This is a genomic window from Halobacillus sp. SY10 (assembly GCF_045401165.1).
Classification (GTDB): Bacteria; Bacillota; Bacilli; order Bacillales; family Halobacillaceae; genus Halobacillus; species Halobacillus aidingensis.
The window spans coordinates 3,726,589-3,748,566 of the sequence record NZ_CP174345.1 but is presented as its reverse complement, the minus strand read 5'-3'; the positions used below and the strand labels follow the sequence as shown (position 1 = coordinate 3,748,566).

The window sequence follows — 21,978 nt, the reverse complement described above, 5'->3', positions numbered from 1 at the left end:
GAGCAGCCATTGATCTTTATTAATGAAGAAACACAACAATTTCATCTAACCAACGGCCAAATCAGTTACATTTTCCACGTCATGAAAAACGGCCAGCTCGGTCATCTCTACTATGGCAAAGCACTCCGTGGCCGGGACTTCCGCCACTTTCAAGACTATGAAAATACCAACCCTTCGACGACACATACGTTTGAAGGGGATCTTGGTTTTTCATTGGAAACCGTCAAGCAGGAAGCGCCGGTTTATGGAAAAGGAGATTTTCGTACGCCAGCGCTCATTTTAGAAGAAAAGAAGGGCGTGTCCGTCGCTGATTTTCGTTATAAACATCACCACACAATAAAAGGGAAGCCAAAGCTGGAAGGTCTTCCAGCAACTTTCGCTGAAGAGTCTGAAGCAGAAACGCTTGTGGTTACGCTCGAAGATGACCAAGCGCAGGTGGAGTGGGAGCTCATGTACACGATTTTCCGTGACCTGCCTGTCCTCACAAGAAGCAACCGCCTCACCAACCATGGTGAAGAGTCGGTGACTTTGAAGCATTCCATGTCTTCATCCATCGATCTCCCTGACGCTGATTATGAAATGGTTCATCTATCAGGCGCATGGGCCCGGGAACGTCACATCGAAACGAGAAAACTAACGCCCGGCGTTTCATCAATAGGAAGTGTGCGCGGGGCGAGCTCGCATCAGCACAATCCTTTTCTCGCTTTGAAAAGGGAAGCGACGACCGAAGACAGCGGGGAGGCGATTGCGATGCAGTTCGTCTACAGTGGGAACTTTTTCGCTCAGGCTGAGGTCGATCATTATGATACAACACGCTTGTCGATGGGCATCCATCCACAGGCTTTTCAATGGAAGTTAGAGCAGAATGAAAGCTTCCAAAACCCGGAAGTGATTTTGACTTATACAGAAAACGGTTTGAACGAAATGAGCCAGACGTTCCATGACTTACACCGCAAGCATTTGATTGCACCACGGTGGATGAAAAAAGAACGTCCGATTTTAATCAACAACTGGGAAGCGACATATTTTGATTTTAATGAAAAAAAGTTGGATCGTTTCACCGATGAAGCACGAGATCTCGGAGTCGAGCTGTTTGTCCTTGATGACGGCTGGTTTGGAAAACGCAATGATGATACCACTTCGCTTGGCGACTGGTTTGTCGATGAAAAAAAACTCCCAAACGGGATCGGAACGTTAGCGAAAAAAGTAAAAGAGAAAGGGCTTCAATTCGGGCTCTGGTTTGAACCGGAAATGATTAGTCCTGGAAGTGAACTGATGAAACAGCACCCGGAATGGGTCGTCGGTCCACCACACAGACATCAGACGCTGGAGCGGAATCAAAAGGTGCTCGATTTCTCCAACCCTCAAGTGGTCGATTACTTGTTCGAACGGATGAGTTCTCTCATTGAAGAGACCGGACTCGACTACATTAAATGGGATATGAACCGTAATATCACAGAACCATATTCCCAATATCTAGATGACCAGGTCAACTTTTTTCATCAGTACATCCTCGGAGTCTATGAGTTGTATGAGCGTTTGACGACGAAGTACCCGGATGTATTGTTCGAATCCTGCGCGGGCGGAGGCGGACGTTTTGATGCCGGGCTTCTTTATTATGCTCCACAGGCATGGACGAGTGACGATACGGATGCGGTCGAACGGTTGAAGATCCAATACGGCACATCCCATGCTTATCCATTGTGCAGCATGGGATCGCACGTATCCGCTGTACCGAACCATCAGACCTACCGCAACACACCATTAAAGTTCCGTGCCGATGTCGCCTACTTCGGAACGTTCGGCTATGAATTCGATCCCAGTCAACTGACTGACGAAGAAAAGGCCATCGTAAAAGAACAAATCACCGAATTTCAATCACTTCGTCGTTTGATTCATTCCGGCACATTTTACCGCCTGTCCAATCCGTTCAACCATCAGGATACGGCATGGATGGTGGTCTCAGAAGAAAAAGCACAGGCAGTGGTCGGCTGGTATCGGGCTCACTATTACCCGAATCCGAAGAACGACCAGGTTTTAAAACTGCGCGGTCTGGATTCTGAAAAACAGTATGAAGTAGAGGGAACAAGCTCAACATTTTATGGTGACGAACTGATGTATCACGGACTCCCACTTGGTGTGGAATTTAATGGAGCGAATCATCAGAAAGCAGAACGCAGCGGAGATCACCAGTCTCAGCTTTTCGTTATCAAAGAGAAAAAATGAAGAAGGAGGGAATAGAAATGGAGGATTTACTTTCCGTTTTTTATGAGAAATTCAACGGAGAACACGAAGCGCAGACGTTTTTCGCTCCAGGTCGTGTGAATTTAATCGGTGAGCACACGGACTACAACGGAGGACACGTTTTTCCATGTGCTCTGAGTGTAGGAACGTATGTAGCAGCAAGAAAAAGAGACGATCAGAAACTTCGATTTTATTCGATGAATTTTCCAGACAAAGGAATTGTCGAATCTCATCTAGAAGGACTTGTATATGAGGAAGATCATGACTGGGCCAATTATCCGAAAGGCGTCATCGATGTTTTTCGAAAAGCCGGCTACGACATCGATACAGGACTTGATCTTGCTTTTTATGGAAACATTCCGAATGGTGCCGGGCTTTCGTCCTCAGCATCGATTGAACTTGTCACAGGGGTTGTGCTGGAAGACCTGTTTGGTTTATCGATCGACCGCGTCAAAATGGTCCAGCTTGCTCAACAAGCAGAAAACGAATTCGTCGGCGTCAACTGCGGAATCATGGATCAGTTCGCCATTGGCATGGGGAAGAGCGATCATGCACTGCTTTTGAACTGTGACACACTGGACTATCAGTACACGCCTGTCCAACTCAAAAACCATGTGTTGATCATTGCGAATACGAATAAGCGCCGCGGTCTCGCCGATTCCAAATATAACGAGCGAAGAGAGGAATGCGAACAGGCGCTGAAGCAATTGAAACAAGTCGCTTCTATTCATAGTTTAGGAGATTTGAGTGTCGAAGATTTTGAAACACACAAATTACTCATAAAAGATGAGACCGTTCTGAAGCGTGCCAAACATGCCGTCTATGAAAACGAGCGCACGATTGAAGCGGTTCATCAGTTGAATGCCGGCGACATTGAAGGGTTCGGGAAGTTGATGAACGCCTCCCACGTATCACTGCGAGATGATTATGAGGTGACAGGAAAAGAACTGGATGCACTTGTCGAAGCGGCCTGGAACGAAGGGGCTGTCGGGTCTCGCATGACAGGGGCTGGATTCGGTGGATGCACCATTAGTATCGTCAAACGAACGCATGTGGATGGTTTTATCGAAGCGGTCGGACGACGGTATCAAGAACATACAGGCTTAGAAGCTGATTTTTATGTCGTAGAAATTGGAGATGGAGCGAAACGTTTGGAGGAGGAGAAAATATGACCGTACTTTTATGTGGAGGAGCAGGATACATCGGAAGTCACGCCGTAGCACAGCTCCTGGACCAGGGCGAAAACGTCATCGTCGTCGATAACCTCCAGACAGGTCATCATCCCGCGGTGCTGGATGGAGCGAAATTCTATGATGGAGACTTGCGTAATGAGACGTTCCTGAACACCGTATTCAATGAAAATGATATCGATTCGGTGCTCCATTTTGCTGCCGATTCTCTTGTTGGAGAAAGTGTAGAAAAGCCGCTTCAATATTATGATAACAACGTTGGGGGAGCTACGTCCCTTTTGAAAGCCATGGCTGCACATGACGTCAAACGGATCGTCTTTTCTTCGACTGCGGCTGTTTACGGAGAGCCCGAGCAGGTTCCGATTCAGGAAAACGATCCGACACAGCCGACGAACCCTTACGGGGAGACGAAGCTTGCCATTGAAAAAATGCTGAAGTGGGCCGAACAGGCTTACGGTATCCAGTACACCGTCCTCCGCTATTTTAATGTGGCGGGAGCGGACGTCAAAGGACGAATCGGAGAAGATCATCGTCCGGAAACCCACCTTATTCCGATCGTTTTACAAGTAGCCCTTGGAAAAAGGGAGAAGATCATGATCTTCGGTGATGATTATCCAACTGCTGATGGTACTTGTATCCGCGATTACATTCACGTCGAAGATTTGGTAGCTGCTCATCTGCAGGCGATCGACCGCTTGAAAAAAGGAGGCGCAAGCACCATCTACAACCTTGGAAACGGGCAAGGTTTCAGTGTGAAAGAAATCATCGAAGCGGTTCGCAAAGTGACAGGACACCCGGTTCCGGCGGAAGTAGCTCCGAAACGCGCAGGAGATCCGGCTCAGCTTGTTGCCTCCTCTGAAAAAGCGAGGAAAGAGCTCGGGTGGGAGCCTCAATATCCAGGAGTCGAAACAATGATAGAATCCGCATGGAAGTGGTTTCAAGAACATCCACATGGGTACGAAGATTAAAAGGGTGGTGAGGATATGACGATTTATCAAGACATTGAACATCTCATTCAGTATGGGCTGCACAAAAAAATGATCTCGGTATGGGATGTCGATTATGTCCGGAACCGTTTATTTCATTTGTTCAAACTTGAAGGCGCTTCCGTGGAAGTTTCTCATGAAGACGAAGACTACACTACTCCTGTCGCCATCCTTGAACGAATGCTTTCTTATGCGGTTGAAAAAAGAATCATCGAGGAAGATACCATCACGGACCGGGACCTCTTTGACGCGAAAATCATGGATATCCTCGTCCCGCGCCCATCGGAGGTGAACCGGGACTTCTACTACAAATTTGAAAAAGAAGGACCGGAAGCAGCGACGGATTACTTTTATCAACTATCCAAGAACTCCCATTACATCCGCACAGACCGCATTGCTAAAAACAAGCACTGGTACAGCCAGACGGAATATGGAGATTTAGAGATTACGATCAATCTATCAAAGCCTGAAAAAGATCCAAAAGCAATCGCAGCTGCGAAAGCGAAGAAACAAGCGTCTTATCCGGATTGTCTGCTATGTAAAGAAAATGTCGGGTACGCCGGCAGGCTCGACCACCCGGCTAGAGACAATCATAGGATTATCCCTGTCGATCTCGAAGGCGAGCACTGGTTCCTGCAGTATTCTCCGTATGTGTACTACAACGAGCATGCGATCGTTTTATCACGGGAACACCGTCCGATGAAGATCTCCAAGGAAGGCTTTGATCGTCTCCTCGATTTCACGGATCAGCTGCCTCACTATTTTGTCGGCTCGAACGCAGATCTGCCTTTCGTCGGAGGGTCGATTTTAAGTCATGATCATTTTCAGGGCGGTCACCATGAATTCCCAATGGCGAAAGCACCAGTGGAAGAAACGTTCGATATTCCAAGATTCAAAGATGTAAAGGCTGGCATTGTCCGCTGGCCGATGTCTGTCATTCGTATAAGTGGCGAGGACCGCTACCGTGTATCTGAACTCGGAGACGTCATTTTGCAGTCATGGCGAAACTATTCTGATGAAAAAGTGGAAGTTTATGCAGAAACGGAGGGCGAACCTCATAACACGGTGACCCCGATTGCCCGCTACAGAAATGGGCATTATGAGCTTGATCTCGTCCTTAGAAATAACCGGACGAACGAATACCATCCGCTGGGAATCTTCCATCCTCATGAAGAAGTGCATCATATTAAAAAAGAAAATATCGGTCTAATTGAAGTCATGGGTCTCGCCGTGCTTCCAGGACGATTGGTTGATGAAATGGAGCAGTTGAGCCGTTTCATCAAAGAAGAAAAGTTAGACGCTGCGGCTAATGATGGAGCTGTCGCGAAACACGTGCCGTGGGCGAAAGAGATCAATTGGAACACAACATCAGAACAAGCGGTTTGGGAACAAATGCAGAAAGAAATCGGCAAACGATTTTCTACAGTTTTGGAACATGCAGGGGTGTTCAAACGTACAGAAGAAGGGAAGGAAGCGTTCCGGCGTTTCATGAAACAATTAGGTTAAGGAGGCGGTGACCAATGGTCGATGTTTGTACGTACCAGAAGACAAAATTCAAGAGTCTGGATGCCGTTGTACTGGAAAATGAGAGTGTAAGAGCGGTGATCCTACCGGGATACGGAGGGAAGATGGTCAGCTTTTTTGATAAAGAAGCCGATTATGAATGGCTGTATCAGACGAATCGTCCGAATCTCGAAACCCCGCCGTACGGAGCGGATTTTTCCAAGTATGATTCTAGTGGTTTTGACGAAATGTTTCCTGGGATCGACAAGGGCCCTCATCCGACAGACTGGAAGGAGATTCCCGATCATGGTGAAGTATGGACGCTTCCATGGGAATATAAAGCGACCTATGATGGGGTTTCGCTTGAGGTCCACAGTCCAGAATTTCCTTATGCATTGAGAAAGAAAATCTGCCTGCATGGCGATGGAGTCACGATCAAATATGAAGCGATCAACAAAAGTGATGAGCCTTTTCCGTTCATTTGGACGCCGCATGCATTGCTCAATCTTGATGAACACACAGCCATCGAAGTACCGGAAGACTTGAAGCAAGTCATGAACGTGGAAAAAGGATCCCAGCACCTCGGCGACTGGGGAACGACACACGCTTATCCGGAAACGAAGTCAGAGAAAACAGGAAACACGATCGACCTCAGCGGGCTTGAGCCGATGGAAGAAGGGACGGCAGAGAAATTTTATTTCACAGAGCCACTTTCTAAAGGATGGTGCTCGCTCGTCCAGCCCAACTTGAACAGAAAATTGACGTATCGTTTTCCAGAAAAAAAAGTGCCGTATCTCGGCGTTTGGAAAACGCGCGGCGGCTACCGTGGTGAGCATAATATCGCCTTGGAACCTTGCACAGGCGTATACGACGATGTGTATCTTGCTGAAAAAATCGGCAAAGTATCTTACATCCCGGCCCACGGCTCTTATACGTGGACATTGAACATCGAGACAGGAGGCTTATAAATGACGTATTTAGGTGTCGATTACTATCCGGAACACTGGCCGGAAGAAATGATGGATGAAGACCTTCAAGGCATCAAAGACATGGGCGCGAACATCATCCGAATTGGAGAGTTTGCGTGGCATCTCATGGAAAAAGAGGAAGGTGCTTTTGACTTTTCCTACTTCGATCGTGTGATTGAAAAAGCGAAACAGAACGGCCTGGATGTCATGTTCGGGACACCGACAGCGACATTCCCAGCCTGGCTCGCTCAAAAACACCCTTCGATTTTATCCGAAAATGAAAACGGTAACACGAGGGTGTTCGGCGGTCGCCGTCAATACTGTTTCAACTCAGATAAATACCGTCAATACGCGGCGGGGATTACGAAAAAACTTGTTCAGCACTATAAGAACGAAGAAGCGATCGTCTCCTGGCAGATTGACAATGAATTCGGTCATGAAGGAAGTGACATGTGCTTCTGCGACCAGTGTCATGGCGCTTTCCATCAGTATTTGGGAAACAAATACGAAAGCGTGGATCAGCTGAATGACGAGTGGGGAACAATTTTCTGGGGACAGACGTACAACGACTTTTCTGAAATCCCGGTACCGAAGCCAACCGTGACAACTCACAATCCAACATTGAAAATGGAGTGGGCACGCTTCCGTTCCGCTTCTGTCAACGGGTTCACCCACGAAATGACAGCGATTGTGAAGGAGCACAAAGGAAGCCATCAAACCGTTACGACAAACGTGTCCGGTGGATTTTTCGATAAATGGTTCGACCACGAGGAAAATGTGAAGCCAATGGACTTCGTATCTTATGATAATTACCCGGTGTGGGGCGGCCTCGAAAAACCGATCCCTCCAGAAGCTATTGCGATGACGCATGATTTCAACCGTGGCTTGCTTGATCAAAACTATTGGATCGTCGAAGAACTGATGGGAGCCCAGGGCCATGATGTCATCGGCTATCTGCCACGACCGAATCAGGCGAAAATGTGGTCGTATCAAGCATTCGCGCACGGCTGTTCCAACATGCTCTATTTCCGTTGGCGTGGCATGACGAAAGGCGCTGAGCAGTTTTGCTACGGTGTCGTTGATCATGACAACGTATATGGACGCAAATATAAAGAGGTGCAGTTTCTTTTTGACGAAATCAAAGAGCATGAAGAGCTGTTGAATGCTGAAATCAAGTCTGACGTTGCAGTTCTCTATGATTACGACAACATCTGGTCATGGCGTTCACAAATCCAAAGCAAAGACTTCGACTTCAACGAAGAATTGCTTCGTTTGTATCGTCCGTTTTACCGTAAAAACACGAACATCGACGTCATCCCGGCCAGCCGTGATCTGAGTACATACAAAGTCGTACTGGTCCCTGTCATGCAGCTGATGGACGATGCGCTCGCCAGTCGTCTCCGTATCTTCGCTGAAGAAGGCGGAACCGTCATCTTTTCCTATCGTGCAGGATTGAAAGGTAAGGACAATAATATCCGACTCGGTGAAGTTCTGCCAGGTCCAGTCCGCGATCTGATCGGTGCTCGCGTCGAGGAAATCGAATCCTTAACAGCCGCGCATCAGCTTGAATTGCAAGGGGAAGGATCGTTCGCTGAGGTACCAGCGTCTATTTCCGTCTGGCGCGATCTCCTCGTTCCTGAACAAGCAGAAACGCTTTATTCGTATCAGGATCAATTTTACAAAGAATATGCAGCCGTGACGAAGAACACGTTTGGAAAAGGAAACGTCTACTACGTCGGCGGGGGCTTGAGTGAAGAGGCCTTGGAGAAAATTGCTCAGGATGTGACGAGTGACTGCGGCATCGAAACGATTGAGTCCGAGCTTGATGTGGAAGTATACCGCCGTCATATCGGTGGAGATTCCTACCTATTCTTGATGAATCACAGCGATAAGGAAAAGTCGTATGGTAATGAAAAGCTGGGTCCATTTGAAAGTAGAATTGTGAAGGGATAGAGAAAGTGCAGGAGAGAGCTCCTGCACTTTTTTAGTTTGATTGATATATTTTTGATTTGGCCGATATATTAGGAGTTTGGTTGATATATGTAGATTTTAATTGATATATCGTAATTTTGGTTGATAAAAGCCTCTCGTATAAACGAGAGGCTCTATGGTTTACTTATCGCTGTTATTCTTTTGCAAAACTTTCAATCCTTGATTCATGTCAGAGCCAAGGACGTAGTTGCGATCAACGAACGTTCCCCAGAAATAACCGCCTGCTGGATTATAAACACCAACCTGCTCCGGATTGCTAGGATCCGTGATATCCACCGCACGGATTCCTCCCGCATAGTGGGAAAGATACAAGGTGTTGCCATGAACTTTTGGATCATGGACGGTGTTAGCGAAGGTTATACCATCTTCCACATCATCGACGAGCTCTGTTTTGAATGTACTCAACAGCTTAGGATTCTGCTTATCTTTAATATCAAAAATTCTAGTGTAGCCGTAGGATTCTTCATAGCCTTCTTTCGTAGGGTTGTACACTTCGCGTGTCTCAATCAGCACATTCCCACCTTTCGCAAGGGCAGCGGAGTGTGCAGAACCCTGGACGTCAGGGGCGTAGTCTGTCCGACCTTCAAACTTCACGTTGTAAGGATCAGAGATATCGAGAATGATCGTACCGAGATCCCAGAAGGAAAGAAGGGCGGTATCTCCATTGTTATCCGTCATCGTACTGTGGTTGAAGACAGGTCGTGTTTTTCCATCAGGAGAATTCCAGTTGTATCCATCAAAGTCTTCATCGACTTCAGGAAGAATACGCGGATCAAATTCATAAATCGTTTTCGGAGCAGAAGGATCACTGACATCAACTAAAGCAAAATCTTTCTCTTCTCCGTGTGTTAAGAGATCCGCATATGGATTTGCTGCTAACACGAAAGGCTTTCCTTCTTTCACTGTCAGATAAAGTTCATGGGTACCCGGCACACGCTTGTCCATTTCCCAGAAACCAAGTTTTTCAGGGGACTCAGGATTCGATACATCATACAAAAGAAAACCTCCCTTAGAGTCAGGGTTGCTGCGGTTAAGCTGTTGGACACTTACGACAGCAAGATCGCCTTTGAATTCTTTCGTGTTCACTTTTTTAACGATGACCTTCTCCTGCCATGTTCCCGGAATGTCATCGGCAAACTTGGCGATTTCAACAGGATTGGATGGGTCTTTCAAGTCAAAGATACGAACGCCTCCTTCGCCGCCGTTCTTTGTATGTGTACCAACATATGCATAGCCGTCATAAGCATATACGTCAGCGGTATTATTTTGTACTCCGTCATATTTTTTCAACTGCGCAGAACCGACTTCGTTCCAGTTCCCCACGTTTTTCGTCCCTTCCAAAACAGGAATCTCATTAAGCGCTTGAGATCCCTCCTGCCCTTTCTCTACAAAGGCATCATCAAACATATCATGGGCAAACGTCGTCGGTGTAGCAGAAAAGACAAGAAGCCCAGCCATAGCTGAACTGAGAACGATGTGTTTTTTATTCATCAAATTTCCCCCTCTAATGAAATACTTACCAAAATATAGCATGTCAAGGAAATAATTTCATTAATATTCAGAAAAATGAATCAAATGAACAGGTAGTCCATAGGATATCTATCCTGATTCTCAAATCCTACGTGTGTCTAAAGAAATACAAACCAAAAGTATAATTGAGGAGAAAAGGGTGATTGACAAAATTTGGTGTACCAGGTCATCCATATTATGGATGACCTGGTACACCAAAAAAAGGAAATCAAAGCAACAGTAAAGCAACGATAGTGGAGACGACTAATCCGAGGATGACGGGGAAGAAGTTTTTCCGCACAAGCTCCATAACGGGGACGCCGCAGAATCCGGCGATCGCGATCAAGGAGGACCAGGCGATGATAGTCCCGCCTCCTGTCCAGATGGATCCCATCTGTCCGATGGCAGCGAGGGTCGAAGCGTCGATCGTTCCGTTTGCGAGTGAGGCAGATAACGCACCGGTAAGCGGAAGTCCTGAGAAACCGGAGCCATCCAATCCGGTAATGATTCCGATGATCAAAATACTAAACGCGGTCAAAAAGGCGCTCTGTGGCAAATAATCCTGGCTTGATTGGACAAGGTCGAACAAGAAGGGAGGAGTCGATTCAGCAGGAAGGACAAGAATATTTTTGGCAAAATCACCACTGCCAAGAAAAAAGAAACCGGCAATCGGAATCACGGGCCCCATCGCTTTAAAGGCAAAAACGAACCCTTCCGTAATATGCTCACTCACATCATCGAGTGCTTTCTGCTTTCCGAATGCAACACTGGAAAGCAACAATAAAACAACGGCGACGCCTCCGATAAAATCCGCTCCGTTTCCTCCTTCAAATCCACCCATTCGTCCTGAGCCGAGCTTGGTCGAAACCATATAAATCATTACGGCAAGCATGGAAAGCGGGACGAGAACGGCAAAAACTTTACTCCAGACATGAACGCGAGAGCTTGTCGTTTCTTCTGTTTCTTTGAGCCCTTGCATCTGAACAATTTCCTGTTGGTTCTGAGGGTCATCTTTGGTACGGAAACTTTTCCTATTGAAAAGGTAGGCGAGGCCGATGGCGACAAAACCTGTAACCAATGACAAAAGCAATGCCTGGTCCATGACGCTGCCCGTATCGATCCCAGCTGATTTTGCAGAGAGCTCAGGAGCCACTTGGATGATGTAGTCCGAAGACAACGCCATTCCCTGTCCGGCAAGCGCCACAGCCATCGCCGCCACCATCGCAGGCAGCCCCGTACGGATGGCAGCAGGTACAAGGAGTGCGCAAATGAGCGGAACGGCAGGAGTCGGCCAGAAGAAAAGCGAGACGACATAAGTGACCCCAACGAGAATGAAAAACGATACATGACTATTGATCATCACTTTTTGAATCGGCTGGATCATCCTTGTATCTGCCCCGAGATCTTTCAAAGAACGCAGCAGGGCGACCATAAAGGTGATGATCAAAAAGATATTGAACAATTCTTTTGCCGCCACAAGGTTGGCATTGAAAACACCGACAAACCCGCTGATCAAACTTCCATTAAACATCCAGGCGACCAAAAAAGTACCGAGTAAAGTGGGGAGCACGACCCCTTTACGGAAAATCATCGTCAAGATGATGAGAAGTGTGAATAACCCGTAAATCCAATGAGACATTGTCAATTCCATAAAAATGCCTCCTCTTTTTACATAGGCTATTCAATCAGTTCTGGAGGGGTGAACCGGGAGGGCTCTCTTTTTGTCAAAAATTGACCTTGAAATAAATTTTCTGAACATTATAATGATTAGTATTATTTATTTTTTTAGGGGGGATCATCGATGAAACAACAACTGACGAACATTTGGAAAGATTGGAGGCTGCATGCCATTGTACTCGCCATCGTCTTACTAACGGAAACGATCGGTACACACTCCTTCAATGTCGGTCCTGGTGTCGTTCTTTTATTACCGATGCTTTATGCCATCATTATTGGTCTTGCTTTATTTTTCACACCAGTGATCAAAGAGAAACAGTCGAAAAATGCGGAACCGCTCATCGTGCTTGGAGTCACGGTCCTCATTGCGAAAATTGGTGTCATCATCGGTCCGTCGCTTCCGCAGATCATTGAAGCGGGCCCTGCTTTACTCTTGCAGGAATTCGGAAACCTCGGGACGATTTTAATTGCCTTGCCTGTAGCCGTCTGGCTGGGGCTGAAACGCGAAAGCATCGGGATGGCCCACTCGGTCGCGCGTGAGCCGAACGTAGGATTGATTATGGACAAGTATGGATTCAACTCACCTGAAGGGCGCGGAGTCATGGCGATTTACATATTCGGGACCGTGTTCGGAGCTGTATTTATGGGGCTGATCTCAGGTTTTCTTGCTACGTGGACACCGCTCCACCCGTTATCTTTCGCAATGGCTTCTGGAATCGGGAGCGGAAGTATGATGGCAGCCGCCAGTGGATCCCTCGTTGCGGCCTTTCCGGGAATGGAAAATGATATCCTCGCCTTTGCAGGGGCCAGTAACCTTTTATCCTTATCGACAGGGTTGTATATGAGCATCTTTATCGGCCTGCCACTTACGGAACGTTTATATCAATTCATGACAAAGAAGAAAAACAACACAAGTGTAAGGAAAGGGGCGTAAACGATGCTGAAAAATATACAAGAATGGGTTTTGCTGTTGGGGATTTTTGGAGTGGTTGCGCTTGCTGGAAACTGGATCGGCTATGAAATCCTACCAACCAGTGCTGTACCTGGAATGCTTATTCTCATCGGTATTTGCCTCGTTGGATTAATCTTAGGTGACGTCCTTCCAGGTTCACTGCCAAGTATCGCTTACGTGGCACTCGTCGGCGTGCTCCTTTCTATGCCGTGGATGCCGGGATCTGAGTATATCGTTTCCGCAACAAGTGAGGTGGAGCTGCTTGCACTCACGACACCGATCCTCGCTTATGCAGGAATCGCGATCGGCCGCTCCTGGACAGACTTTGTCAAACTCGGATGGCGCAGCATCGTGGTCGCGGTTTGTGTCATGCTTGGCACATTTTTAGGTTCCGCACTCATCGCTGAAGCCATTTTAACGTTCCAGGGAATCATATAACGCCTAACTCAAGTAAGCAACGATTTAACCTGATTCAACAAAAAAAGCCGCGGAACCCCCGCGGCTTTCTTCCTATTTATTTTCCCCAGGCACTTCACAGCCATCTTCTGTACAAGCCGCTCCGCTCTCACTAGATAAATCCTCAAAAGCAGGTGTCTGTTCTTCCTCTGCAAAAGCTTTTTCAAGCCCTTGAACGAACACTTCCGTCGGCTGAGCGCCAGAGACGGCGTATTTCCGGTTGATGACAAAAAACGGTACGCCCTGGACGCCGATTTGCTGTGCTTCTGCTTCTTCACGGCGAACCGCTTCCGAATAATCCGCCCCCTCAAGGACAGAAGCCACGACATCACGGTCGAGTCCTACTTCTACCGCGAGCGTTGTAATCGTTTCATGATCGCCGATATCTTTGCCATCCGTCAGAACCGCCTTGAAAAAGCGTTCAGCAAAAGCTTTGCCTAATCCTTTTTCATTGGCTAATTGAGATACTCGATGAGCATCGAACGTGTTCGTCGGTACGACTGAATCAAAGCGGAAATCAAGACCGACCATCTTCGCCTGCTCGGTCATGTTCTGCGTCATCTCACGCGCTTCTTCCAAAGACCGGCCATATTTAGCGGCAAGTTTCTCATGCATGTTTCTTCCCATGTTGCGCTCGGCATTCGGGTCAAGTTCAAAGCTTTTATAGACGACATCCACCTGTTTGCCCGGAAAATGTTCCAATGCTTCTTCTAACCTGCGTTTTCCGATATAACAAAAAGGACAGACGAAATCTGACCAAATTTCTATTTTCATTGACGTTCACCTCTTCATTAGATTCCCTTCCATTTTACGATGCCCAACGACGGAATTCCATGATTCTGTTTGAGACCAATTCAGCGTATATATGGGAAAAAAGGAGGTTGGACTTTATGGGGATTACGTTGATTAAAATTTCAGCCGTCTATTTTGCCATAGGAGTCGCGATTGGTTATTACATGTCGAGTGCGCATGACTATGCGCTCACACCGGTTCACGTCCACATCAATTTACTCGGATGGACCGCCCTCACGCTTGCAGGTATTTTATATCATACTTTTCCTATCCTTGCGAAATCGTTATCGGGAAAAATTCATTTCTGGCTTCATAACATCGGTCTTCCGTTAATGATGCTCGGCTTATTTTTCGTCGTCGTTTTTAAAAATGAAGCCTTACTGCCGCTTGTGGCAACCGGAGCAACGGTGACATCCCTCGGTATTTTTTCCTTCGTCTTCAATGTGTTGAAAAACTTGAAAGCTTCCTGACACCAAATCCCTCTCCGTTTCGATTATAGAAGCATGGAGGGATTTTTAATGATTACTGTAGACACGTTGAAACAACGCAGCCTGAACAAAATGGGGAGCGTTCAACCGATTGTGAAAGAAAACGCGTGGAAAATGATCAAGCAAGCTTATAAGGATGGGATTTTTGTTCAAATCTCCTCCGGTCATCGCACGTATGAAGAACAGGCTCACCTGTATGGACAAGGCCGCCCGGACTATTATTGGAACGGGAAAAGGTATGGACATAGCGGCAACATCGTTACCTATGCTAAACCCGGAAAAAGCAATCATCACAGCGGTCGGGCGGTCGACTTTTTCCTCGTCAGTTCAGATGGAAAAAAAGCGCTCTGGACGGTGAATCAGGATTGGCGCCACGTAGCTGATATCGCTAAGTCTCTCGGTTTTCAGTGGGGTGGGGACTGGTCGAGCTTCAAAGATTATGCCCATCTCGAATGGCCGGAAAAATCCCAGAATGTCCGTGATCTTCAAACAAAGCTGCAGAAATTAGGCTACCAACCCGGACCGATTGATGGCATTTATGGACCGCGAACAAAACAAGCGATCATCGCTTTTCAACATCAGGAAGGGTTGGAAGTAGACGGGAGCGCAGGCCCGTTGACCACAAACAGACTCCACGCACGCACCTATCCCGGCTATCCCGTTCACTTCGGCTCCAAAGGGTCCGTGGTCCAACGAATCCAACGAGTAGTGGGCACAAAGGATGACGGCCACTTCGGCCCATTAACAGAAGCTGCCGTCTGTGCCTTCCAACAACAGCACCGTCTTAAAGTGGACGGGGTCGTCGGACCAAACACGTGGCGCAAGATGTTCGGTAACCAGCATCCCTCGTAGGATGCTGGTCTTTTTTAAAAGAATCGCTCAGATAAGTGTGGAAATCGATCAAACTCAAGCGAAAATCGCTCAAAGTAGCGTAGAAATCAATCAACCTCGAGAAAGAATCATTCAAAGTAGCTTAGAAATCAATCAAACTCACGAAAACTTCACACAAATGAGTTGGATCATCACACAAATCCTCGAAACTTGTCTAGTCATATCGTACCTGTTGACAAATAATGAGAATTTTAGAATAATACAAGTTGTAATATTCAGTTTAATCTAAATATTCTCAAAAATTTTTACGCACTTATGTTAACGCTTACATAAAGGAGGGTAGAGTCGTTGCTGATTCCGATTATTCTATCTGTCATAACCGTACTTTCTGTTGTTTTCGCACTGAAAAAGAAGCGGCCTTTCTTACTGGCGGTTCCGTTCATTGCGCTCTTTGGTGTCGCACTTACCAAGATCATTATGGTTCCGATGCCGTTCTGGGAAACAGTACAATTCATTTTTAACTTAAGGGGATAATTCGAAGGGAGGTGAACCGTTGTGAAAAAGATGGATCCACAGAAGGCGAAAGCGTATTTCCGTTTACGTACGACTTTGATTATCATCTATCTCGCCATTGGGGCAATCGTATCTTTCGGTGTTGTTCTTTTCGCCGAAAGCCTTCAGTCCTTTACAGTGATGGGCATTCCCCTTCCTTATTACATGGGAGCCCAAGGAGCCATTGTTACCTTTATTGCACTCCTTTTCTTCAATGCCATCATCAGTGATGTCGTCGATAAAAAATTCGGTTTAATTCCAAAAGAAGATTCCGGTCAAAATCAAGCAGTTAACCAATAAGATAGGGGGAGAAATATGGACGTACAGTTTATAGTCTCCCTTGCTTTAATTGTCGCTACTTTTGCTCTGTACATAGGTATCGCTGTCTACAATAAAGCAAGGGCTACATCAGATTTCTACGTTGCCGGCCGCGGGGTACCGCCCGTTTACAATGGCATGGCCATTGGAGCGGATTGGATGAGTGCGGCTTCATTCATCGGGCTCGCCGGTACGGTCATGATTCTTGGATATGATGGACTCGCATACATTATGGGATGGACAGGCGGTTATTTGCTGCTTACGTTCCTTTTAGCTCCACAGTTAAGAAAATATGGACGGTACACGGTGCCAGAATTCATCGGAGACCGTTACCGCAGCAACACCGCTCGATTGATTGCCGCTGTAGCAACGATCATAATCAGCTTCACCTATTCTGTAGGACAACTGTCCGGATCGGGCGTGGTTATCGGGCGTCTGTTCGAAATCGACACCGTGATCGGGACATTGATTGGCGTTGTGCTGATCGCCTTTTACTCAGCGATGGGTGGTATGAAAGGGATCACCTGGACACAGGTCGCACAATACTTGGTATTAATCATCGCGTATTTGATTCCGGTTATCTTCATGTCGCTGCAGCTGACGCAGAACCCTGTACCTTGGATTTCTTACGGGGACGTCGTTTCGGAAATGCGTACGATTGATCAGGAGTTGGGCATTTCTGAATACATCGTTCCATTTACAGAAGGATCGAAATGGCAGTTCATCGCCCTGATGTTCACACTGACGGCGGGAACAGCTGGTTTGCCACACGTCATCGTCCGTTTCTATACGGTAGCGACGATGAAAGCCGCTCGCTGGAGTGGAGCTTGGGCTTTGCTATTCATTGGATTACTCTATTTGTCCGCTCCTGCTTATGCTGCTTTTTCCCGTTTCATCTTGATGACGGAAGTAGCTGGATCACAATTGAACAATCTACCCGCCTGGACACAAGCCTGGGTCGATACCGGACGGCTTTCTCTTGCGGACAATAATAGTGATGGCGTGCTGCAATGGTCAGAACTCGTCATCAGTAATGATATTGTTGTCATGGCAACACCAGAGATCGCGAACCTTGGCATTTTCGTCATCGGTTTGATGGCTGCCGGTGCGATGGCGGCTGCCTTATCGACGGCCGGTGGTTTAATGATCGCCATCTCCGCAGCCTTGTCCCACGACATTTATTTCCGCTCCATCAATCCGAATGCGAGTGAGAAAAAACGTCTCGCTGTCGGACGCTGGTCGATCGTCCTTGCTACTGTAGCCGCAGGTTTGATCGCTTTGAACCCGCCAGGTGCCATCACGCAAATCGTTGCATGGGCTTTCGCCTTAGCATCGGGATCGTTCTTCCCGGCCCTGCTTCTCGGGGTATGGTGGAAGCGGGCCAATGGGCCTGGGGTTATTGCCGGTTTGGTTGTCGGACTTTCCGTGACCCTTGGATACATTTTTGCAGCAAAATATGGAGGATTTACTATCCTTGGAATCATCGATACAGGTGCCGGAGTCTTCGGAGCGACAGCCGCTATTTTAGCGAACGTTGTTGTCTCCCTCATGACTGCACCACCATCCAAACAAACCCAGGATGAAGTCACAGACCTCCGCTACCCAGAACAAATCGAATACAAAGACGGAGAATACTGGCTCAAAGAAAACGTCAAATAAATAATGGAAAAAATAGGTGTACCAGGTCATCCAAATATTGGATGACCTGGTACACCATTTATTTACATATTACATACGGTGAAGTTTTTCGAAGTCGGTTTGCAGTTTGCCTGAAAGGGACTCGTACACTTCAAAGAGGGCTTTGTATTTCTCATGATTTTCAGCGTTCGGTTCATACTGTTCCTTCATTGGAATGGAGGATTTAATGGATGCTAAGCTGTCCACATGGCCAAGGCTATAGAGAGCTACCCACGCGGCTCCCCATGCGGAACTTTGGTGACTCACCGGGATATCGATCCGCTTGTTGAAAATGTCTGCGAGCATCTGAACCCACATTTCTGAACGGGCAAATCCGCCGCTTGCGTAAATTTTGTAGTGCTTGTTGCCGAGGCGCTCCAGGGCACTTCCAATATGTAAAATGGAAAATAGTACGCCTTCCATCGCGGCTCTCGTCATATGACCCTTTCCGTGAGCAGGCGTCAGTCCGATGAAAGATCCTTTCGCTTCCGCATTCCAGAACGGCGCGCGCTCCCCGTTCAAGTAGGGAAGAAAAATTAAATTTCCCGCACCAGCTTCTACTTTACTTGCTAGATAATTCAGCTCTTCCATTGGAATTTCTTCCTCATCGGAAAATATTTGTTGAACCCATTTCAACACAAGGCCGCCATTATTGGACGGTCCGCCGGTAATCCACAAATCATTGGTGAAGCTGTAAGAGAACACTTCCTGTTGATCATCAAGTAGCGGTTCACTGGAAAATTGACGGATCGCTCCACTCGTGCCAATGGTTATCGCTGTCTCGCCTGGTTGAATTGCACCAATTCCAAGGTTCGCCAAAGGTCCATCACTTCCGCCGATGACAAAAGGAGTTCCGGCATCCAGACCAGACTTTTCAGCGGACTCCGCACTCATGCCTTTCATTACATATGTAGGTTCGACCGGTTGGAAAAGCTGCTCGCGGCGAATGCCTGCAAGGGCCAGTGTTTCTTCATCCCACTCGTGTTCGTGAATGTTGAAAAGACCAGTGGCTGCAGCAATCGAATAGTCGACCACTTTTTCCCTGAACCAGCGATACAACAAAAATTCTTTCACAGAAACAAAGTAATCCGCCTTATGCAGGGGTTCGTAGTGGTTATTTTTCATCCATAGTAGTTTTGATAATGGAGACATCGGATGAAGCGGTGTTCCTGTGCGCCTATACACATCGGGATGGTTTTCCTTCAATGTGGATGCTTCATCAGCACTGCGTGCATCCGCCCAAATCATTGACGGCGATAGAGGCGCTCCTTTTTCATCCATACAAATGAGAGAATGCATGGCAGCAGAGATTCCCACACCGACAATGTCCTCTCGTTCGATGGATCGTGTACTCAAACTCAACGCTTCAAGTGCGGCTTGTTCCATTTGAAGCGGGTCCTGTTCGGCGTGGCCGACGACAGGGTGGGAGAGAGGATAGGCCACTTCGTATTCAGCAGCAACCTCTCCATTTTTATGAAAGACGACGGATTTCGCACTCGTCGTTCCAAGATCTAATCCAATCACATAACTCATCTTAAACTTCCTTTCTACACACGCTTCCTTGATATCGCATCACGCATGCGCTGCGTAGCGGTCTGCGCTTGTTCCTTCATTTTCACACTATAATTGACAAAAAGCGAGTCGATCAGCGAGAGACCGGCGATCCTTGAAGCGAGGGCTTCCGAACGGAATTCCGTTTCCTCTGCGACGGTGTATAAAGACAAATCGACCACTTTTGTCAGTGGAGATTTAGCGAAGTTCGTAATGGCGATAATCTTCACATTGTTTTCCTTCGCGACATCGACAATATCAAGAATATCCTGGTTCGATCCGGTATGGGAAATGACGACCGCCACATCCGTTTCTCTCATTTGAGAGGCAGACATCAACTGCAAGTGCGTGTCCGGATATGCATACGCTTCCATTCCTGTCCGCATAAACTTGTGCTGAGCATCCATAGCAAGGATGTTCGAGCCACCACTTCCGAAAAAGAACACCCGATCGGCTTCGACCAGATATTCCATCGCTTTTTTTAATGAAAGCGGGTTTTGGACATCACGTGATGTTTCGAGCGCTCGGATATTCGCTTGAAATACTTTTTCAGTAATTTCAAAGTCCGTGTCTTCTTCAGATATCTTTTCATGGATATCCTGAATCGGATTGACGATTTCTGATGCTAAAGCAATCTTCATCGCCTGATAACCTTTAAAACCTAAGCGCTTACAAAATCTGAAAACGGTTGCATCCGCGACCATAAGATCATCCGCGACCTGGTTAATGGTAGAGTGAACGATGTCTTCTGTATTTTCTAAAATGTAATCAGCGATCAGTTTTTCTTTTTCACTGAACTGTGAATAAGAAGAACGGATTCTGCTAATGACGTGTTTCGTGGGAGCTTCAATCATAGGGATTCCTCCTTCGAATTTCCACTTTCTCTTATTGTATATGAAATTTATTTCAAAAGAAAGATTCGGGTCGGCGAAATTTTTTTCTAAAAAACTATTGAACTAAAAAAGATTTATTGTATAATCGTAATTACAGAAAATAATTTTCAGAGTTTTCCACAGCTTTTTTTTTAGGTAATCTTTGAAAGCGCTTCTATTAGGGGACGGGTGGAACTTGATCAAATGAAAGTTATTTTCTATGGAATCGATTCCTGTTTTTTGGCTTTTTGTTGAAAGCGGTTACTAGGAAGACGGGATGCACGCAAGCTTTGTGAAAAAAATTTTATATACAAGGGGAGAGGTAGAACATGAAGAAATTATTTGGTTTATTGTCGATGGTCCTTTTGATTACAGTATTAGCTGCTTGTGGTAACGGCGGAGCAGAGTCCAGCAGTGGCGATGGTGAAAGCGCTTCAGGTGACAGCGGCGAAACAAAAACGATTAAAGCCGGTATCGGTCTGAACAGTGATCACCCTCAGTACAAAGGTCTATTGAAGTTTAAGGAAATTGTTGAAGAGAAAACAGACGGCGCGATTAAAGTAGATACATATCACAGTGGTCAGCTAGGTGACGACCGTTCCATGACGGAAGCGCTTCAGCTTGGTACACAGGAAGTGGTTGTTCCATCTACAGCACCACTAGCGAACTTTGTACCAGAATTCAGCGTATTCGACATCCCGTTCCTTTTCCCTAACGAACAAGTAGCGGACGAAGTATTAGACGGTGAAGTTGGACAAGAATTGCTTGGAAAACTGGAAGAACAGAACCTTGTCGGGTTGGCATATTGGGAAAATGGTTTCCGTGACCTTACAAACAGTGAGCGTGCGGTAGCATCCGTTGATGACTTTGATGGTTTGAAAATCCGTACAATGGAAAACGATCTGCACCTGGATGCCTTCAAGGCACTAGGAGCAAACCCTACACCAATGGCATTCACAGAATTGTTCACAGCGATGCAGCAAGGTACGGTTGACGGTCAGGAAAACCCTTATGCAACCATCTACTTGCAAAAGTTCTATGAAGTTCAAAATCACGTATCAAACACACACCACATCTACAGCCCATTCGTATTCTTGATGAGCAAATCTTTCTATGATGGTTTGACAGAAGATCAGCAGAAGATTGTAAAAGATGCAGCGGTAGAAGCAGGTAAGCATGAGCGTAAGTTGAACCGTGAAGCGAACGAAAAGTATTTGAAACAGCTTCAAGAAGAAGGCATGGAGTACACAGAAATCTCAGATGAAGCTCGCCAGGAAATGGTCGATGCTGTAGCTCCTGTCATTGAAGATTACAAGAGCAAGATCGGTGAAGAAACAGTAGACCAAGTTTACAAAGCAATTGAAGAAGCGCAAAAATAATAGAATGACAGAGAGTACGCTGTAGCGGGACTGCAGCGTAT

General features: G+C 46.7%; 19 protein-coding genes. 14 read left to right on the top strand and 5 right to left on the bottom strand.

Translation table 11 applies throughout. The features are described 5' to 3' along the window. The first annotated feature begins 9 nt into the window (after positions 1–9). Genes ACJA3J_RS18950 through ACJA3J_RS18925 form a run of 6 tightly spaced genes read left to right on the top strand, consistent with a single transcriptional unit; the run spans position 10 to position 8,844 of the window. Entirely contained in the window at positions 10–2,226 is a 2,217-nt protein-coding gene (locus ACJA3J_RS18950; protein WP_406945000.1) for an alpha-galactosidase, read from the top strand. Positions 2,227–2,243: 17 nt separating this feature from the next. After that, positions 2,244–3,416, top strand: a complete 1,173-nt coding sequence (locus ACJA3J_RS18945) for a galactokinase (RefSeq protein ID WP_406944999.1) — start codon at positions 2,244–2,246, stop codon at positions 3,414–3,416. Then, positions 3,413–4,402, top strand: coding sequence for a UDP-glucose 4-epimerase GalE (gene galE / locus ACJA3J_RS18940; protein WP_406944998.1), 990 nt, complete (start codon positions 3,413–3,415; stop codon positions 4,400–4,402). Before ACJA3J_RS18945 ends, galE begins: the two co-directional genes overlap by 4 nt. Positions 4,403–4,417: 15 nt before the next feature. Next, a complete protein-coding gene (galT, locus tag ACJA3J_RS18935; protein WP_406944997.1) occupies positions 4,418–5,926 on the top strand; it encodes a UDP-glucose--hexose-1-phosphate uridylyltransferase in 1,509 nt (502 codons plus the stop codon). Between the two features lie 14 nt (positions 5,927–5,940). Continuing rightward, positions 5,941–6,891: a DUF5107 domain-containing protein gene (locus tag ACJA3J_RS18930; RefSeq protein ID WP_406944996.1), complete on the top strand. Its 951-nt coding sequence runs from the start codon at positions 5,941–5,943 to the stop codon at positions 6,889–6,891. Further along, entirely contained in the window at positions 6,892–8,844 is a 1,953-nt protein-coding gene (locus ACJA3J_RS18925; protein ID WP_406944995.1) for a beta-galactosidase, read from the top strand. 159 nt (positions 8,845–9,003) lie between these two features. Here the strand turns inward: ACJA3J_RS18925 and ACJA3J_RS18920 are convergent, their stop codons facing one another. Together ACJA3J_RS18920 and ACJA3J_RS18915 are read right to left on the bottom strand one after the other, a co-directional pair. Next, positions 9,004–10,374: an LVIVD repeat-containing protein gene (locus tag ACJA3J_RS18920; RefSeq protein ID WP_089652002.1), complete on the bottom strand. Its 1,371-nt coding sequence runs from the start codon at positions 10,372–10,374 to the stop codon at positions 9,004–9,006. Between the two features lie 247 nt (positions 10,375–10,621). After that, positions 10,622–12,043: a hypothetical protein gene (locus ACJA3J_RS18915; RefSeq protein WP_406944994.1), complete on the bottom strand. Its 1,422-nt coding sequence runs from the start codon at positions 12,041–12,043 to the stop codon at positions 10,622–10,624. 150 nt (positions 12,044–12,193) lie between these two features. Here ACJA3J_RS18915 and ACJA3J_RS18910 point away from each other — a divergent pair, with 150 nt between their 5' ends. Both ACJA3J_RS18910 and ACJA3J_RS18905 read left to right on the top strand, forming a co-directional pair. After that, on the top strand, positions 12,194–13,003 hold the full coding sequence (locus ACJA3J_RS18910; RefSeq protein WP_406944993.1) for a DUF3100 domain-containing protein: 810 nt from the start codon (positions 12,194–12,196) through the stop codon (positions 13,001–13,003). A 3-nt stretch (positions 13,004–13,006) separates the two neighbouring features. Then, complete coding sequence (locus ACJA3J_RS18905) at positions 13,007–13,459, top strand: hypothetical protein (protein ID WP_115823928.1); 453 nt, start codon at positions 13,007–13,009, stop codon at positions 13,457–13,459. 72 nt (positions 13,460–13,531) lie between these two features. Here ACJA3J_RS18905 and ACJA3J_RS18900 read toward each other — a convergent pair whose 3' ends face one another. Next, positions 13,532–14,251, bottom strand: coding sequence for a DsbA family protein (locus tag ACJA3J_RS18900; RefSeq protein ID WP_089651998.1), 720 nt, complete (start codon positions 14,249–14,251; stop codon positions 13,532–13,534). 116 nt (positions 14,252–14,367) lie between these two features. On the opposite strand from ACJA3J_RS18900, the gene ACJA3J_RS18895 reads away from it, so the two are divergent. The 5 genes from ACJA3J_RS18895 to ACJA3J_RS18875 all read left to right on the top strand — a co-directional run bounded on the left by ACJA3J_RS18895 (position 14,368) and on the right by ACJA3J_RS18875 (position 18,117). After that, a complete protein-coding gene (locus ACJA3J_RS18895; RefSeq protein ID WP_406944992.1) occupies positions 14,368–14,739 on the top strand; it encodes a cytochrome-c oxidase in 372 nt (123 codons plus the stop codon). A gap of 48 nt (positions 14,740–14,787) precedes the next feature. Beyond that, entirely contained in the window at positions 14,788–15,609 is an 822-nt protein-coding gene (locus ACJA3J_RS18890; protein ID WP_406944991.1) for a peptidoglycan-binding protein, read from the top strand. Positions 15,610–15,936: 327 nt separating this feature from the next. Further along, entirely contained in the window at positions 15,937–16,122 is a 186-nt protein-coding gene (locus ACJA3J_RS18885; protein WP_160911035.1) for a hypothetical protein, read from the top strand. 21 nt (positions 16,123–16,143) lie between these two features. Beyond that, positions 16,144–16,440, top strand: a complete 297-nt coding sequence (locus ACJA3J_RS18880; RefSeq protein ID WP_115893352.1) for a DUF4212 domain-containing protein — start codon at positions 16,144–16,146, stop codon at positions 16,438–16,440. A 15-nt stretch (positions 16,441–16,455) separates the two neighbouring features. After that, a complete protein-coding gene (locus ACJA3J_RS18875; protein WP_406944990.1) occupies positions 16,456–18,117 on the top strand; it encodes a sodium:solute symporter family protein in 1,662 nt (553 codons plus the stop codon). Between the two features lie 69 nt (positions 18,118–18,186). On the opposite strand, the gene ACJA3J_RS18870 is transcribed toward ACJA3J_RS18875, so the two are convergent. Continuing rightward, positions 18,187–19,668 (bottom strand): gluconokinase, encoded by a 1,482-nt coding sequence (locus tag ACJA3J_RS18870; RefSeq protein WP_406944989.1) that lies wholly within the window; start codon positions 19,666–19,668, stop codon positions 18,187–18,189. Positions 19,669–19,682: 14 nt separating this feature from the next. Next, positions 19,683–20,540: a MurR/RpiR family transcriptional regulator gene (locus ACJA3J_RS18865; RefSeq protein ID WP_089651991.1), complete on the bottom strand. Its 858-nt coding sequence runs from the start codon at positions 20,538–20,540 to the stop codon at positions 19,683–19,685. A gap of 347 nt (positions 20,541–20,887) precedes the next feature. Here ACJA3J_RS18865 and ACJA3J_RS18860 point away from each other — a divergent pair, with 347 nt between their 5' ends. Next, positions 20,888–21,937: a DctP family TRAP transporter solute-binding subunit gene (locus ACJA3J_RS18860; protein ID WP_406944988.1), complete on the top strand. Its 1,050-nt coding sequence runs from the start codon at positions 20,888–20,890 to the stop codon at positions 21,935–21,937. Positions 21,938–21,978: the final 41 nt, after the last annotated feature.

Excerpts from the sequence above, each read along its gene's own strand:
- ACJA3J_RS18945 (WP_406944999.1), top strand. The coding sequence starts at position 2,244 with ATGGAGGATTTACTTTCCGTTTTTTATGAGAAATTCAACGGAGAACAC.
- galE (WP_406944998.1), top strand. The coding sequence starts at position 3,413 with ATGACCGTACTTTTATGTGGAGGAGCAGGATACATCGGAAGTCACGCC.
- galT (WP_406944997.1), top strand. The coding sequence starts at position 4,418 with ATGACGATTTATCAAGACATTGAACATCTCATTCAGTATGGGCTGCAC.
- ACJA3J_RS18930 (WP_406944996.1), top strand. The coding sequence starts at position 5,941 with ATGGTCGATGTTTGTACGTACCAGAAGACAAAATTCAAGAGTCTGGAT.
- ACJA3J_RS18925 (WP_406944995.1), top strand. The coding sequence starts at position 6,892 with ATGACGTATTTAGGTGTCGATTACTATCCGGAACACTGGCCGGAAGAA.
- ACJA3J_RS18920 (WP_089652002.1), bottom strand. The coding sequence starts at position 10,374 with ATGAATAAAAAACACATCGTTCTCAGTTCAGCTATGGCTGGGCTTCTT.
- ACJA3J_RS18915 (WP_406944994.1), bottom strand. The coding sequence starts at position 12,043 with ATGGAATTGACAATGTCTCATTGGATTTACGGGTTATTCACACTTCTC.
- ACJA3J_RS18910 (WP_406944993.1), top strand. The coding sequence starts at position 12,194 with ATGAAACAACAACTGACGAACATTTGGAAAGATTGGAGGCTGCATGCC.
- ACJA3J_RS18905 (WP_115823928.1), top strand. The coding sequence starts at position 13,007 with ATGCTGAAAAATATACAAGAATGGGTTTTGCTGTTGGGGATTTTTGGA.
- ACJA3J_RS18900 (WP_089651998.1), bottom strand. The coding sequence starts at position 14,251 with ATGAAAATAGAAATTTGGTCAGATTTCGTCTGTCCTTTTTGTTATATC.
- ACJA3J_RS18895 (WP_406944992.1), top strand. The coding sequence starts at position 14,368 with ATGGGGATTACGTTGATTAAAATTTCAGCCGTCTATTTTGCCATAGGA.
- ACJA3J_RS18890 (WP_406944991.1), top strand. The coding sequence starts at position 14,788 with ATGATTACTGTAGACACGTTGAAACAACGCAGCCTGAACAAAATGGGG.
- ACJA3J_RS18875 (WP_406944990.1), top strand. The coding sequence starts at position 16,456 with ATGGACGTACAGTTTATAGTCTCCCTTGCTTTAATTGTCGCTACTTTT.
- ACJA3J_RS18870 (WP_406944989.1), bottom strand. The coding sequence starts at position 19,668 with ATGAGTTATGTGATTGGATTAGATCTTGGAACGACGAGTGCGAAATCC.
- ACJA3J_RS18865 (WP_089651991.1), bottom strand. The coding sequence starts at position 20,540 with ATGATTGAAGCTCCCACGAAACACGTCATTAGCAGAATCCGTTCTTCT.
- ACJA3J_RS18860 (WP_406944988.1), top strand. The coding sequence starts at position 20,888 with ATGAAGAAATTATTTGGTTTATTGTCGATGGTCCTTTTGATTACAGTA.